We start from the raw sequence: 14747 nt of genomic DNA, 5'->3' as shown, positions 1-14747 counted from the left end.
GCCGTTTTCCCCCCAGAACACCCTGAAACGCTACCGATGACCCGCACGCCGGTGTACCGGCTCTCCCCTGTTTTGGATGGCCTGCGCTTAAGGATAGTTCGGAATCCGGGAGGTCAAGGCGCGATACGAAATTAGTTTGGCGGCGCCGTTCGTCAGAAACGGCGTGAGGCCAAGCGTCACGCGGGGTAGCGGGGTTTGAAAAAAATTATTGCGCGTCGCCTGCGGCAATTTCTGCAGGATAGGTCGCACGCCATAGCTCAAAGCCACCGTCGAGGCTATAGACGTCGGAGAAACCCTGGCTCACCAGGTAGGCGGCCGCGCTTTGGCTGGAGTTGCCGTGGTAGCACGCGACGATGACCGGCGCGTCGAGGTCGGCGGCGCGGATGAAGTCGGCGATGTTGTGGTTGTCCAGATGCTGGGCACCACTGATGTGGGCAGCGTTGTAGGTTGGCTGGTCGCGGATGTCTACAACCACCGCGCCTTGCTCGCGCAGGGCCTGGGCTTGCTCGGGAGGGATACGTTTGAATTCAGTCATGGCGGGCTCCTTTGGCCTGTATGAAAGCGCGGCTCAGCGCTTTGCCGTGGCCTGCAGTTGTTCGGGAATGGGCGAGTCGCACTGGCAGCTCGAGCGCTCGCCGGTGTCGACATTCATCAGGGTCATCGCGCCGCCCCACACGCAGCCGGTGTCGAGGGCGAATACACCGGGTTCATCGCATTTGCCTTCCAGGGCTGCCCAGTGGCCGAAGATGATCTTCGTTTCACGGGTCTTGCGCTCCTTGTGGGCGAACCAGGGCTTGTAGCCGGGGAGGGCGGTGTCGGCGCCTTCCTTGCTCTTGAGGTCCAGCTTGCCTTCGGCGGTGCAGAAACGCATGCGGGTGAAGTAGTTGGTGATCACCCGCAGCCGCGCGACGCCGGTCAGTTCGTTGTCCCACTTAACGGGTTCGTTACCGTACATGCCATCCAGGTAAGCGGTGTACAGGTTGTCATCGGCCAGGGCTGCTTCGACTTCACTCGCGCACTTGAGGGCTTTCTTCAGTGTCCACTGGGGTGGAATGCCGGCATGCACCAAGGCGGTGTCGCGGCTCTCGTCGTAGTGCATGAGTTTTTGCCGGCGCAGCCAGTCAAGCAGCTCGGTGCGATCCGGCGCTTCGAGGATTTCCCGCAGGGTATCGCCCTTTTTCAGGCGCTCGATGTTATTGCCGGCGGCCAGCAAGTGCAGGTCATGGTTGCCCAGTGCGCACACCAGGGAGTCGCGCATGCCATAAAGGAAGCGCAGGGTTTCCAGGGATTGCGGGCCACGGTTGACCAGGTCGCCCACCAGCCACAGGCGATCCTTGGCCGGGTCGAAAGCCACACGCTCGAGCAGGCACTTGAGCGGTTCCAGGCAGCCTTGCAGGTCGCCGACGGCATACGTCGCCATCAGTGCAGGGCTCCAGGCACCGCGAGGCGGAACGGGGCGATGATGGCGTCGAAGTGTTTGCCGTCGTCGGCGAGCATCTGGTAGCTGCCTTGCATGTTGCCGACGCGGGAGGTCATGACAGTGCCGCTGCTGTAGGTGTGGCTCTTGCCTGGCGCGATCAGCGGTTGTTGGCCGACCACGCCGGCGCCGCGTACTTCCTCGACCTGGCCGTCACCGTCGGTGATGACCCAGTGGCGCGACAGCAGCTTGGCAGGCAGCTCGCCGTTGTTTTGCACGGTGATGGTGTAGGCGAACGCAAAGCGGTTCTGCTCGGGTTGCGATTGTTCCGCCAGAAAGCGGGTGACGACGCTGACGTCGATCTGATAACGAGGATCGGACATGCAAGAGGCCTTAAAAGCAAAAGCGGGGGAACAGCGGATGCCGGTCAGTCTAGGCCCGTAGGCGCTGGCTTGCCAGCGATGGCGATCGTGAGTGCGCCATCGCCGGCAAGCCGGCTCCTACTATTTATTCAGCCACTGGCGCAGGCTGAATGGCGAGCTGGTCAGCCAGGCGCACGAAGGCGGCCAGGTCCAACTGCTCGGGGCGCAGGCTGCCGTCGACGCCGGCGGCCTCGATTTCAGCGTTGCTGAGCAAAGCCTTCAGCGTATTGCGCAAGGTCTTGCGGCGCTGGTTGAAGGCTTCGCGCACCACGCGCTCCAGCAACTTGTGATCTTTGGCCGGGTGTGGCAACACCGCGTGAGGCACCAGGCGCACGATGGCGGAGTCGACTTTCGGCGGGGGGTTGAACGCGCCAGGTCCGACGTTGAACAGGTGCTCTACGCGGCAATGGTACTGAACCATGATCGACAGGCGACCCCAGTCACCGCCTCCAGGACCCGCTGCCAGGCGCTCGACCACTTCCTTTTGCAGCATGAAGTGCATGTCGCGGATGATGCCGGCGTTGTTCAGCAGGTGGAAAATCAGCGGGGTGGAGATGTTGTACGGCAGGTTGCCGACCACTCGCAGGCTGTTGGGCGCTGCATTGAGGCTGGTGAAGTCGAACTTCAGCGCATCACCCTGGTGCAGGTTGAAATTGGGCATGCCGGCGAACTGCTGGTTGAGGATCGGGATCAGGTCCTTGTCCAACTCAACCACGTCCAGCTGGCCGCCGCTTTTCAGCAGGCCTTGGGTCAGGGCGCCCTGGCCCGGGCCGATTTCCAGCAGGCGGTCTTCGGGCTTGGCATGGATGGAACGCAGGATGCGATCGATCACGCCAGCGTCGTGCAGGAAGTTTTGCCCGAAACGCTTGCGCGCCCGGTGTTGGTAATGCTCGGTCATATACGGGTCTCGGCCATCTGATAGGCGGTTTCCAGGGCCACGTGCAGGCTGCCGGTATCGATCTTGCCGCTGCCTGCGAGGTCCAGGGCGGTGCCATGGTCGACGGAGGTGCGGATGATCGGCAGGCCCAGTGTCACGTTGACCGCGGCGCCGAAGCCTTTGTACTTCAGCACGGGCAGGCCCTGGTCATGGTACATCGCCAGCACTGCGTCGCAGTGCTCCAGATATTTGGGGGTAAACAGAGTGTCGGCAGGCAATGGGCCGCGCAGGTCCATGCCTTCAAGGCGCAGACGCTCCAGGGTTGGTTCGATGATGTCGATTTCTTCATGGCCCAGGTGGCCACCTTCACCGGCGTGGGGGTTGAGCCCACAGACCAGGATGCGTGGTTGGGCGATGCCGAACTTCTGTTGCAGGTCGGCGTGCAGGATGCGTGTTACACGCTCCAGTCGCTCGGGGGTAATGGCGTCGGCAATCTCGCGCAGGGGCAGGTGAGTGGTCACCAGCGCCACCCGCAGGTCGCCCGTTGCCAGCATCATCACCACTTGTTCGGTATGGGTCAGCTCAGCGAGGAATTCGGTATGCCCGGAAAAGGCGATGCCTGATTCGTTGATCACACCCTTGTGTACCGGGGCGGTGATCATCCCGGCAAAATCCCCGTCGATGCAGCCCTGGCCGGCACGGGTCAGGGTTTCCAGGACGAAGGCAGCGTTGGCCTTGTCCAGTTGCCCGGCCACGACCTTGGTCGCCAGCGGGGTATCCCATACGTACAGGCTGTTGGCCGGTGCCGGCAGGTCAGGCCAGTTGCCCGGGCCCACCGGCAGCAGATCGACAACCACACTCAGCTGCGCGGCCCGCTCAATGAGCAGGTCGCGGCTGGTAATGGCAATCAGGGGGTGTGGCTGGGGGTGCGAGGCGAGCAGCAGGCACAGGTCAGGACCAATGCCGGCCGGCTCGCCGGGTGTCAGTGCGAAACGCTTGGGTGTCACTGGGCTGCCTGGTCGGTGCCTGTTTGGTCGGCACCAGGAAGCTTGTTCTCTACGTAGGCTTCGTCACGGATCTGACGCAACCAGGTTTGCAGCTCTTCGTCGTATTTGCGGTTACGCAGTACGGTCAGGGCTTGCTGCTCGCGGGCCTGGGTGGTGTTGTCAGTGGCGCGACGGCCAAGGACTTCCAGCACATGCCAGCCGTATTGGGTCTTGAACGGCTTGGACAGCACGCCTTGCGGGGTCTTGGCCATGACGTCCTGGAACTCTGGAACCAGTGCCTTCGGATCGATCCAGTTCAGATCGCCGCCGTTAAGCGCCGAACCCGGGTCTTCGGAATAGCTCTTCGCCAGTTCGCCGAAGTCTTCGCCCGCTTCGATGCGGTCATAGAGCTTCTGGGCCAGTTCCTTGGTTTGGGCTTCGGTACGGATCTCGCTTGGCTTGACCAGGATGTGACGAACGTGAACTTCGTCCTTCATCTGGGCTTCTTCGCCACCGCGCTTGCCGAGCAACTTGAGGATGATGAAACCGCCAGGCGTACGGGCAGGCTGGGTGATGCCACCGACTTCCATGGCACTCAGCTCGCGGTCGAACGGTGGTGGCAGTTGCGCGGCTTTACGCCAGCCCATGTCACCGCCTTCGAGGGCGTTGTCGCTGCCGGACTGGGCAATGGCCATCTGGGCAAAGTCGGCACCTTGCTTGAGACGGTCATAGATAGCCTGGGTTTTCGCTGCGGCAGCATTGAGCTGTTCAGCGTTGGCGCTGTCTGGCGTAGGCACCAGGATGTTGGCCAGGTGCAGTTCTTCGGAAAGCTGCATCTTGCCAAGGTCGGAGGCGAGGAAGTTCTTCACTTCCTGCTCGGACACCTGAATCCGTTCGGCCACGCGACGCTGACGTACACGGCTGATGATCATTTCCCGGCGAATCTGGTCACGGGCGTCCTCATAGGACAGGCCGTCGTGAGCCAGGGCCGCGCGGAACTGATCAACACTCATGTTGTTGCGCTGGGCGATGGTGCCGACAGCCTGGTTCAATTCTTCGTCGCTGATACGGATACCGGAGCGATCGCCGATCTGCAGTTGCAGGTTTTCAACGATCAGGCGTTCAAGCACCTGCTGGTCCAGCACGCTGGTCGGTGGTACGCCGCCGCCACGCTTGGCGATGGTTTGCTGAACTTCCTTGACCCGTTGGTCCAGTTGGCTCTGCATGATCACGTCGTTATCGACGATGGCCACTACCTTGTCCAGCGGTTGAACCGCAGCGTGAGCTGCGGCGGTACCCAGGAACAGCGCGCCCAGCATCAGCGGGCGCAGACAATCAGAAAGCTTGGTCTTCACGTTCACGATAACCTTCAATGCCTTTGTCGAGGAAGCTCTCTACCTTGGCGCCGGTCAGGCCGCCGAGTCCTTTGAGGACAACTTGGAAGAAGAGCCCGTGGTCACCCTTTTCGTTCAGCGGGGCGATCTGGCTGTATTCGTCGTTGGAAACCCAGTAACGGTTGATGACGCGCAGTTTCCAGCAGCAGTTGTCGTACTCGAAACCACCGAAGGCCTCCAGGGTACGGTTGCGGGCATAGTCATACTGCCAGCGGGTGATCAGGTTCCACTGCGGAACGATCGGCCACATCATCGAGAAGTCGTGTTGCTGGATTTTGTAGTAATCCTTCACGAAGTTCGGGTCGCCTGGCTGCCCGTAGTCGCCACCAAACTGCCATTTGCCGGTCAGCTGGTTGTACACCACCTGGTCGTTGCGATAGCGGTAGCCGACGTTGATAACCTTGTTCGGGTTGTCTTCCGGCTGATAGTGGAACATCGCGCTGCCGGAACGTGGGCTGTGGCTTTCCGGGTCCCAGTTGTAATCGGCAGTGGCGCGCCAGTCACGGTTGAAGCGGAACTCGTAGTCCAGGGCGATTGGCGAAACATCAGACTGTGCGTCCGCACGGTCCGCGGCCAGGATGCCCGGCAGTTGAACTTCGCGGTTCTTGAAGTACACGGCCTCGCCGATGCTGACGCGTTGGCGTTCGAAGCCGTTTTCTTCGATCCAGCGGCTGGTCACGCCCAGAGACAGTTTGTTCTCGTCGCCGATGCGGTCAGTACCGCTGAAGCGGTTGTCACGGAACAGCGACGCGTAGCTGAACGAGTACTCACCGCTGTCGAATACCGGGATATCGCCCTGGTCCTTGTTCGGTACATACAGGTAGTACGCACGAGGCTCCAGAGTTTGACGGTAGTCTTTGCCGAACAAGTTGGTGTTGCGGTCGAAGTACAGGCCGCTGTCGATGCTGGCAATCGGAATTGCACGGTCTTGCGAGCTTTTGAAGGTGCCGCCAGCATAAGGGTTGGCTGCAGTTGACGCGGCTTGCGCTGCGATAATCTGGTTTTTGCCGATGCTGTCCAAATCAAGATCGTACTTGGTATAGACGTACTTCAACTTTGGCGTAATAAAACCGTAGGTCCAGTTCATCGGGTAGTCGACTGCCGGCGCAACGTTCAGGCGAGTACCGTTTGCACGGGTCAGGCCGGTTACGTAGGTGTCGAGCCGCGGCGATACGAGCCCGTTTTCATCCGTGAAGCTTCCGTTCTCCAAGTCCCGATCAAAGCGTACGGCTTCGGTCTCGTAGGTGAAGTTCACCCCGCCTGGATGGTACGGCAGCGTGCCGTTGAAGGTGATCTGTGGCAAGCGGTCATACGGCGTGATCTGGGAGATCGTTGCCAGCTGGTACGCCTGCAGGTTCAGCTTCGCCTGGAAGGTATCACCGCGGTAGGTCACCGAACCTTGCTGGTTCACGTAGTCCTGGCTCTTGATCCCTTCCTGATAGGACTTCAGATCCTGGAAGTAATAAGGGTCGCTGATGTTGGTGTAGTCGACCTGGGTCAGTACACGCGAGTCCAGCCCGCCCTTGTGCTGCCAGTTGATCATGTAGCGATCTTTTTCGTAGTCGGTCTGGCCTTTACGCTCGCTGCTGTCGTCGTTCAGGTACGCGCCGCCGAACTGGCCTTCGCTGGACTTGGTGAGGTAGCGGAATTCGCCTTCCATCAACAGGCCGCGCTTGGTCATGTATTGCGGGTACAACGTGGCGTCGTAGTTTGGCGCCAGGTTGAAGTAGTACGGCGTAACCAACGTGAAGCCAGTCTCGCCACCGGTGCTGAAGCTCGGCGGCAGGAAGCCGGATTGACGACGGTTGTCGATCGGGAAGTAGATGTACGGGGTGTAAAGGATCGGAATGTCCTTGACCCGCAACGTCACGTTGGTCGCGGTACCGAAACCGGTGGCCGGGTTGAGCGTGATGTTGTTGCCCTTGAGCTGCCAGGCGTTGCTGTTCGGCTCGCAGGTGGTGTACGTACCGTCCTTGAGACGGATGATCGCGTTCTCGGCACGCTTGGCGTACAGGGCGTTACCGCGGATGCGCGATTTGTGCATCACGTATTCGGCGTTGTCGACCTTGGCGGCGCCGGTGTCCAGCTGGACTTCAGCATGGTCGCCCACCAGCAGGGCACCGTTGTCGCGCAGACGGACGTTGCCGTTCAGCTCGCCACGGTTCTCGGCCTGGTACAGGTTGGCCTCGTCGGCCTCGACCTGCATGCTGCCCTGGCGCATGACGACGTCACCGGCCAGGGAAGCAACTTGTTGTTCCTGCTCGTAACGAGAGACCTTGGCGCCGATGAAGGTCGGCGCGTCGCTCTTGTTCGTCTTGTCGTTCATGCCAGGACGGACCGGCTCGATGTACGCGCCGGAGCAGTACGGGCCGGTTTCGGCCAGTTGTGCGGCGGTGAGCTTCTCGCGAGGGACCCAGTCCAGGTGGCTGTAGTCGGCGCTGCGCGAACGCAGGCCGCGGCCCTTGGCTTCGGTGACCAGAGCGGTCTGCGGCACGGCCTCGGCGGCGCCGCCGGACTCGCCTTGCGGCGTGCCACTGGCAGAGCTGACGGCACTGCCGTCATGCACCGGGCGCGGTGGCAGCGGGGCTGCGGCCGTTTTCGGCGCGCAATCCCAGGCACCCGAAGCAGAGACTGAGCAGTCATACTGTTCCGCGGCGACCACGAATGAGGTGGCGAAAGGTTGCATGGCCAGCAGACTGCCGGTTACCAGCAACGGAAATTTTCTACGAAACGCGGGGGATTTCAATGCCATCTTATTAGTCCGGGCTTCCTGCGTGCCATCTGCCCGCGGTGTGGGCCGCACGCCTCTCGATGGTCTGAAAAAGATGCGTGATAATAAAGCATGACCCGCTTGACGGCTAGCGCCGTCGGAGACCCTTGTAATGCCCGACCAAGATCTACGTTTGCAACAGCTGAAAGTCTGGCTTGATGAGCAATTGCCAGGCCTCTTTACCACCCAGGGCTGGGGTGTCGTACCCCCGGCCACGTTGACTGCGGCCAGCAGTGACGCGAGTTTCAGGCGTTACTTCCGGTGGGAGGGAGGAGGTCGCAGTTTTGTCGTGATGGACGCTCCACCCCCCCAGGAAAACTGCAAACCTTTCGTCGATATCGCTCATTTACTCGGTCAATCGGGAATAAATGTTCCGAAAATTTATGCGCAAGATCTGCTTCGCGGCTTTCTTTTGCTTAACGACCTGGGGAAAAAAACTTATCTGGACGTGATTACGGCTAAAAATGCCGATCAATTGTTCGCCGATGCCATCGACGCATTGCTGGCTTTCCAGCAATTGCCGATGGAAGCCCCGTTGCCCAGTTATGACGTCGCGCTGTTGCGTCGGGAGCTGGAATTGTTTCCTGAATGGTACGTTCGCCGGGAGCTGGGCATCGAGTTCGACGCCCGGCAGCTTGGCCTGTGGCAACGCGTCAGCGAACACCTGATCGACAGCGCCCTGGCCCAGCCCAAGGTCCTGGTGCATCGCGACTATATGCCACGCAACCTGATGATCAGCGAGCCGAATCCCGGCGTGCTGGACTTCCAGGACGCGGTCTACGGCCCGGTGACCTACGACATCACGTGCCTGTTCAAGGACGCCTTCCTCAGTTGGCCGCTGGCCCGCGTGCGGGAATGGCAGCGCGGTTACTGGCAACGCGCCGGCGCGCTGGGTATCCCGGTGCAGGCGGACTTCGAGGAGTTCCTGCGGGCCAGCGACCTGATGGGCGTGCAGCGTCACCTCAAGGTGATCGGCATCTTCGCGCGCATCTGCCACCGCGATGGCAAGCCGCGCTACCTGGCGGACGTGCCGCGCTTCTTCGCTTATATAGAGGCGGTGCTCGCGGACCGGCCAGAGTTGAGCGAACTGGGTGAATTGCTGGCGAGCCTGCGCGTCGAGGCGGTGGTATGAAGGCCATGATCCTGGCCGCCGGCAAAGGTGAGCGGATGCGCCCGCTCACCTTGCACACGCCCAAGCCGCTGATCCAGGCCGGCGGCAAGCGCCTGATCGAGTACCACCTCGAGGCGCTGGCGAAAGCGGGCTTTACCGATATCGTCATCAACCATGCGTGGCTCGGCCAGCAGATCGAAGGCTATCTGGGCGATGGCTCGCAGTACGGCGTACGCATCCAGTACTCGGCCGAAGGCGAGCCGCTGGAAACCGGCGGCGGGATCTTCAAGGCCTTGCCGCTGCTGGGGGACGAACCGTTCCTGGTGGTCAATGGCGACATCTGGACCGACTACGACTTCGCCAGCCTCCACCAGCCACTGGATGGGCTGGCTCACCTGGTGATGGTCGACAACCCGCCGCACCATCCGTCCGGCGGTGATTTCTACCTGAAGGACGGAGCGCTTCATGATGCCGCCGCCGGTGCCGATAACCTGACCTTCAGTGGCATTTCCGTACTCCACCCCCAGCTGTTCGCGGGTTGCAGTGCGGGTGCCTTCAAGCTGGCGCCGCTGTTGCGTGACGCCATGGCGAAAGGGTTGGTGACGGGGGAACACATGAACGGACGCTGGATCGATGTCGGGACGCTGGAGCGTCTGGCGCAAGTCGAAACCCTGCTGACAGCGGGGCACTAGGATGTTGTGGCCAGGGACTCTGATCGGAGCCGGGGCGGGCTTTGCCATTGCCAGCATTCCGGGGGCCATGTTGGGCGCACTGCTGGGCCAGGCGCTGGACCGGCGCCTGGAACTGCAAAGCTGGGCCCAGTTACGCGAGCGCCTTGGCGGCCGGCCGGCGTTGCGCAATGACGAACTGCTGTTCGTGTTGCTCGGTCGCCTGGCCAAGAGCAACGGCCGGGTGGTGGACGGGCATATCCAGCAGGCGCGCCAGGAAATGCGCTCGCTGGACATGGCCGAACCGGCCCAGCGCCGTGCGATTGCCGCGTTCAATCGCGGCAAGTCCGGCTCGGACCGGGTACGCAGTTATCTGGGCGTGCTCAAGGCCCAGCCCCATGCGGCGGAAGGTGTGCTGCGTGCCTGTTGGCGCATGGCCTGGGCGGACGGCAAGGCCAGTACGGCCGAGCGCGAGTTGATTGAACAATGGGGCAAATGGCTGGGTTGGACGGTCCAGCAGATCCAGGCGCTGGCGGCTGACTATGAGCCGGAGCGCAAGCCGTTGGCCAATCGTGGCGGGGCTTATCAGGAGGCGTTGCGGATTCTGGGGGTGACGTCGACCACCGAACCTTCGGTGATCAAGCGCGCTTACCGGCGCCTGCTGAGCCGGCACCACCCGGACAAGATTGCCGGCAGTGGCGCCAGTCCAGCCCAGGTGCGGGAGGCGACCGAACGTACCCGCGAGCTGCACAACGCCTACGCGCTGATTCGCGAAAGGCGAGACTTTCGCTAACAGAATCATCAGGCGCTGCTTTTTTATGGTGTAAACCGGATCAATTGTGGGAGTGGCGGTGCGACGATTCGACTTGCTCGCGAATGCGGTGGATCAGTAACAGATGCAGTGACTGACTCACCGCATTCGCGAGCAAGCCCGCTCCCACATTTTGTTCTCCAGTGTTTTTGAGATTTACGATCAGTCTCCGGGATTTTGCGGGCTCAGCCACCCGCGAATCCGCCGGTACAGCTGCTCTTGCCCTGCCTGGCTGTTATCGGGGAGGGCCTTCAACGACACCTGCTTGTAGCTGTCATTCTTCAAACGCTTGCTGGCCTGGGAACGTTCCTGGGCCGCTTTGCGTGCCTGGGCGTTGTCCTGGTAGAAAAAGTCTGCCGTGGCCAGCTTCAGTTTCGGTGCCAGTTGTTGCAGGTCCGGGGCACGGCCCGCCGGGGTCTGCGCGGCCACCATGACAAATTTCTGCACCTGCGCCGGTTGTTTTTCACTCAGGTAACGCGCGGCCCACCAGGCGCCGGTGCCGTGGCCGAGCAATACGACGCTGCGGGCATTCTGGGTCTGGGCGAAGGCGAGGGCGGCGTCAATGCGCGCGAAGATTCGCGTGGTGTCGGTCTTGTCTTGTTCATCGGTGCCGGGAACCACGGCCGGGTCAGTGCCTTCCGCTTCGGCGCTGGCGGCTTGCTCCACGGGTTTGGCGACGGTGCTGGCGTCTTTGCTGCTGGTCTCCACGGTCGCCTTGGGCGATTCGATGACGCGGGGTGGCAAGGTGTCCAGGGTCAGGTCCGGCAGCGACAAGCTCAGGGTGCCCCAGGAGGCGTCCGGCAATTTCTTGCGCAACGGCGCGATTGCTTGAGGCCAGTCAGCACTTTCGCCGTTGCCCGGGACGATAATCACCACGCCTTCAGGCTCACCGCTGTTGGCCGGCTTCCACAAAGCCAGGAAAGAATCGCTGCCCGCCTGCAACTGTTGTTGTTCCTGCTGCGGGATTTGTCGTTCCAGGGCGTTGGCTTCTTCCTGGCTGCGCTCCGGCAAGGGCTGGCGCACCACTGGCTTTTCCGGGGCGGGAGCGGGAGTGTCGGCGGCCTCGACACAAAAGGCGCTGGTAAACAGCAGCGACAGGCACAATGCTGGCAGTGCCGAGCGGTGGGAAAGTGGCATCGTTGATTTCCGGCCAGAAGTGATTCCGGCAGCCTAATGGGTTGGTCAGTATTTGTCAGTGATATGAGACGTGGATCATGGGTTTTCGCTACCTGCTGGTTATCGGCTGTATATGCTTTCCCTTGATCGCGGGCGCCGTGCCTGCGCCTGCCACTCACCAGGCGCAGCTCGATGCCGGCCAGCGCGAATGGCTCGAACAGCATCCCGACCTGCGGGTCGGGCTGGTGTTACAGGCGCCTTATGCCCAATACGATCGGCGCTTGCAGCGGCTGTCCGGGGCCAATGTCGAATTGATGCAGTGGTTGGCCAAGGCGCTGAATATCGAACTGACCTGGCGCAACTTTCCCAATCAGGAGCAACTGGAGGCGGCGGTGCGTGACGGCGAGGTCGACCTCGCCCCCGGCCTGCTGCAAACCCCGGCCGGCCTGCGCCTGTGGTTGTTCTCCGATCCGTATATGCGGGTGCCCCAGCACATTGTCGGGGTTCGTGATGGCAGCACCGCAGTCGACCTGGAGAAACTCGACGACCAATCCCGCGTCGCCGTGCGCATGCCCAGCGCAGTGGCGGATTACCTGCGCAGCACCTACCCGAGTCTCAACCTGCAAGGCGTGCCCATGGAGCGCCAGGCCCTGCAATTGCTGGTGAGCCAGCAGGCGCGGTATGCGGTGGTGGATGAGGCGCAATTGAGCCGGTTGTCGGGCGAAACCGAGTTCGCCGGCCTTGCCGTGGTCGGCGATATCGGCCTGCCGCAATTGCTGCGGGTGGCCACGCGGCGCGACTGGCCCGAGCTGGCCGATATCATGCAAAGCGCCTTGCGCGCGATTCCCGCTCGTGATCTGGACCAGTTGCACAGCCGCTGGCTGCAGCCCAAATACCCACGGGTGACCGAGTCCCCCGGCTTCTGGCAAAACCTCACGTTGCTGCTGGGCCTGCTATTGCTCGCCAGCCTGGCCCTGGTGTTCTGGCAGCGCCGCCAGCAACGCGGCCTGGAGCATAATCTGCTGGCCGCCCGCGAAGAAAGCGCCGCCCGCGCCGCCGGTGCCGAAGCCTTGCGCCTGACCCAGTTCTCCATCGACCAAAGCACCGTCGGTATCCTCTGGGTCAATTGGGACAGCCATGTGCGCTACGCCAATCAGGCGGCGGAAACCATGCTCGGCTACGCCCCCGGCGCCCTGATCGAACGCCCGCTGATCGAATTCGACCCGACGCTGACCATGGACCGCTGGCTCAACCTGTGGAAGCGCGCCCGGGCCAGCGAAGACGGGCCACAGAGTTTTGCCACCAATTGCCTGCGCGCCGATGGCAGCGTATTGCCAGCCGATGTGTCCCTGAGTTTCCTGCGCTTTGCCGACGGCGAATACCTGGTGGTCTACCTCAACGATGTCACCGAGCGTCGCCGGGCCCTCGCGGCCTTGCAGGAAAGTGAGGCGCGGCTGCAAGGGATCGCCGCCAATGTGCCGGGGCTGGTGTTTCGCCTGGAGCGCTTGCCGCGCAGCGAGGCGATCGAGTTTGCCTACATCAGCCAGGGCAGCGAGGGCCTGGTGGGTTACGCGCCGGAAGTGCTCAGCCATCCGGCCATGGGCATTCGCAGCCTGGTGCATCCCGACGACCGCGCCAGTTATCACCGCACCCAGGACCAGGCCATCGAGACGGAGAGCAACTGGGCCTGGCAGGGCCGCATCCTGACCCGCCTGGGCGAGCAGCGCTGGGCCGATATCAAGGCCGTGACCCGGCGCCTGGAAGACGGCGCCGTGGTTTGGGACGGAATTGTCTGGGACATCAGCGAGAGCAAGCGCATCGAGCTGGAGCTGGACGCCTCCCGCGCGCAATTGCGGGAATTGTCGGCCCACCTGGAAACCGTGCGCGAGGAAGAGAAGGCCCGCATCGCCCGGGAAGTGCACGACGAGTTGGGGCAGATGCTCACCGTGCTCAAGCTGGAGACCTCGATGTGCGAGCTGACCTACGCCCAACTGGATCCCGGCCTGCACGAGCGGCTGAACAGCATGAAGCGCCTGATCGCCCAACTGTTCCAACTGGTGCGCGATGTGGCCACCGCCTTGCGTCCGCCGATTCTCGATGCCGGGATTGCCTCGGCGATTGAATGGCAGGCCCGGCGTTTCGAGGCCCGCACGCAGATTCCGTGCCTGGTGCAGGTGCCGGATAATCTGCCGGCGCTGAGCGACGCCAAGGCCATCGGCCTGTTCCGCATCCTGCAAGAGGCACTGACCAATGTGATGCGCCATGCCCAGGCGCATACTGTCGAGCTGACGCTGGTGGTGGAGGGCGCGCACTTGCGCCTGACCATCAGCGACGACGGTGCAGGTTTCGTCCAGGCTCCCGGGCGCCCGGTATCGTTTGGCCTGGTGGGCATGCGCGAGCGGGTGCTGATCATGGGCGGGCAGTTGAGCCTGGACAGCGCATTGGGCGAAGGCACCACCCTGAGTGTGACGGTGCCGCTGGATTGATAACCAAAAGAAGAGGACATCCACAGTGATCCGTGTACTGGTAGCTGAAGACCACACCATCGTTCGCGAAGGCATCAAGCAACTGATCGGACTGGCCAAGGACCTGCTGGTGGTGGGCGAGGCGAGCAATGGCGAGCAGTTGCTGGAGACCCTGCGCCACGTGCCCTGCGAGGTGGTGTTGCTGGACATCTCGATGCCTGGCGTCAACGGCCTGGAAGCCATCCCGCGGATCCGTGCGCTGAACAATCCCCCGGCGATCCTGGTGCTGTCGATGCACGACGAAGCGCAAATGGCCGCCCGTGCGCTGAAGGTCGGTGCCGCCGGCTATGCCACCAAGGACAGCGACCCGGCGCTGCTGCTGACCGCGATCCGCAAGGTCGCGGCGGGCGGACGGTACATCGACCCGGACCTGGCCGACCGCATGGTCTTCGAAGTCGGCCTCACCGATTCCCGCCCATTGCACTCGTTGTTGTCGGAGCGCGAGTTCTCGGTATTCGAGCGCCTGGCCCAGGGCGCCAACGTCAACGACATCGCCCAGCAGTTGGCGTTGAGCAGCAAAACCATCAGTACCCACAAGGCGCGCCTGATGCAAAAGCTCAATATCACCTCCCTGGTGGAACTGGTGAAGTACGCCATGGAGCACAAGCTTCTATAACCGCATATCTATTTGCGACCACTCCCAGGCCCCG

Annotated in this window: 13 protein-coding genes; 5 read left to right on the top strand and 8 right to left on the bottom strand. The window is 62.3% G+C overall.

Going from position 1 to position 14747, the window contains the following annotated elements; all coding sequences use genetic code 11:
* Positions 1 to 205: 205 nt before the first annotated feature.
* The 7 genes from glpE to HX801_RS14400 form a co-directional block, all read right to left on the bottom strand.
* Entirely contained in the window at positions 206 to 535 is a 330-nt protein-coding gene (gene glpE, locus HX801_RS14430; protein WP_008434417.1) for a thiosulfate sulfurtransferase GlpE, read from the bottom strand.
* Positions 536 to 568: 33 nt separating this feature from the next.
* Entirely contained in the window at positions 569 to 1420 is an 852-nt protein-coding gene (locus HX801_RS14425; RefSeq protein WP_177022283.1) for a symmetrical bis(5'-nucleosyl)-tetraphosphatase, read from the bottom strand.
* On the bottom strand, positions 1420 to 1800 hold the full coding sequence (gene apaG / locus HX801_RS14420) for a Co2+/Mg2+ efflux protein ApaG (protein WP_003210996.1): 381 nt from the start codon (positions 1798 to 1800) through the stop codon (positions 1420 to 1422). The genes HX801_RS14425 and apaG overlap by 1 nt, the downstream gene beginning before the upstream one ends.
* Positions 1801 to 1924: 124 nt before the next feature.
* Complete coding sequence (rsmA, locus tag HX801_RS14415; protein WP_003210994.1) at positions 1925 to 2737, bottom strand: 16S rRNA (adenine(1518)-N(6)/adenine(1519)-N(6))-dimethyltransferase RsmA; 813 nt, start codon at positions 2735 to 2737, stop codon at positions 1925 to 1927.
* Entirely contained in the window at positions 2734 to 3723 is a 990-nt protein-coding gene (gene pdxA / locus HX801_RS14410) for a 4-hydroxythreonine-4-phosphate dehydrogenase PdxA (protein ID WP_177022282.1), read from the bottom strand. The genes rsmA and pdxA overlap by 4 nt, the downstream gene beginning before the upstream one ends.
* On the bottom strand, positions 3720 to 5057 hold the full coding sequence (locus tag HX801_RS14405) for a peptidylprolyl isomerase (protein ID WP_003210991.1): 1338 nt from the start codon (positions 5055 to 5057) through the stop codon (positions 3720 to 3722). Before HX801_RS14405 ends, pdxA begins: the two co-directional genes overlap by 4 nt.
* Positions 5038 to 7848, bottom strand: a complete 2811-nt coding sequence (locus HX801_RS14400; protein WP_102370015.1) for an LPS-assembly protein LptD — start codon at positions 7846 to 7848, stop codon at positions 5038 to 5040. The genes HX801_RS14405 and HX801_RS14400 overlap by 20 nt, the downstream gene beginning before the upstream one ends.
* 130 nt (positions 7849 to 7978) lie before the next feature.
* Here HX801_RS14400 and HX801_RS14395 point away from each other — a divergent pair, with 130 nt between their 5' ends.
* The 3 genes from HX801_RS14395 to HX801_RS14385 are packed head-to-tail and all read left to right on the top strand — an operon-like array spanning position 7979 to position 10438.
* Positions 7979 to 8998: an aminoglycoside phosphotransferase family protein gene (locus tag HX801_RS14395; protein WP_177022281.1), complete on the top strand. Its 1020-nt coding sequence runs from the start codon at positions 7979 to 7981 to the stop codon at positions 8996 to 8998.
* Positions 8995 to 9669 carry an N-acetylmuramate alpha-1-phosphate uridylyltransferase MurU gene (murU, locus tag HX801_RS14390; RefSeq protein WP_003210984.1) on the top strand — a complete coding sequence of 225 codons (675 nt, stop codon included), beginning with the start codon at positions 8995 to 8997 and terminating at the stop codon, positions 9667 to 9669. The genes HX801_RS14395 and murU overlap by 4 nt, the downstream gene beginning before the upstream one ends.
* Before the next feature lies 1 nt (position 9670).
* Positions 9671 to 10438, top strand: coding sequence for a TerB family tellurite resistance protein (locus HX801_RS14385; protein ID WP_102370013.1), 768 nt, complete (start codon positions 9671 to 9673; stop codon positions 10436 to 10438).
* 180 nt (positions 10439 to 10618) lie between these two features.
* On the opposite strand, the gene HX801_RS14380 is transcribed toward HX801_RS14385, so the two are convergent.
* Positions 10619 to 11593: an alpha/beta hydrolase family protein gene (locus HX801_RS14380; RefSeq protein ID WP_008434433.1), complete on the bottom strand. Its 975-nt coding sequence runs from the start codon at positions 11591 to 11593 to the stop codon at positions 10619 to 10621.
* Between the two features lie 77 nt (positions 11594 to 11670).
* On the opposite strand from HX801_RS14380, the gene HX801_RS14375 reads away from it, so the two are divergent.
* Together HX801_RS14375 and HX801_RS14370 are read left to right on the top strand one after the other, a co-directional pair.
* A complete protein-coding gene (locus HX801_RS14375; protein ID WP_177022280.1) occupies positions 11671 to 14058 on the top strand; it encodes a PAS domain S-box protein in 2388 nt (795 codons plus the stop codon).
* 25 nt (positions 14059 to 14083) lie between these two features.
* Positions 14084 to 14713: a response regulator transcription factor gene (locus tag HX801_RS14370; protein ID WP_177022279.1), complete on the top strand. Its 630-nt coding sequence runs from the start codon at positions 14084 to 14086 to the stop codon at positions 14711 to 14713.
* The last annotated feature ends 34 nt before the right edge of the window (positions 14714 to 14747 follow it).

This window comes from Pseudomonas sp. G1002, assembly GCF_013385455.1.
Taxonomy (GTDB): Bacteria; Pseudomonadota; Gammaproteobacteria; order Pseudomonadales; family Pseudomonadaceae; genus Aquipseudomonas.
The sequence above is the reverse complement of the archived record's forward strand: the minus strand, read 5'-3'. Positions and strand labels throughout refer to the sequence as shown.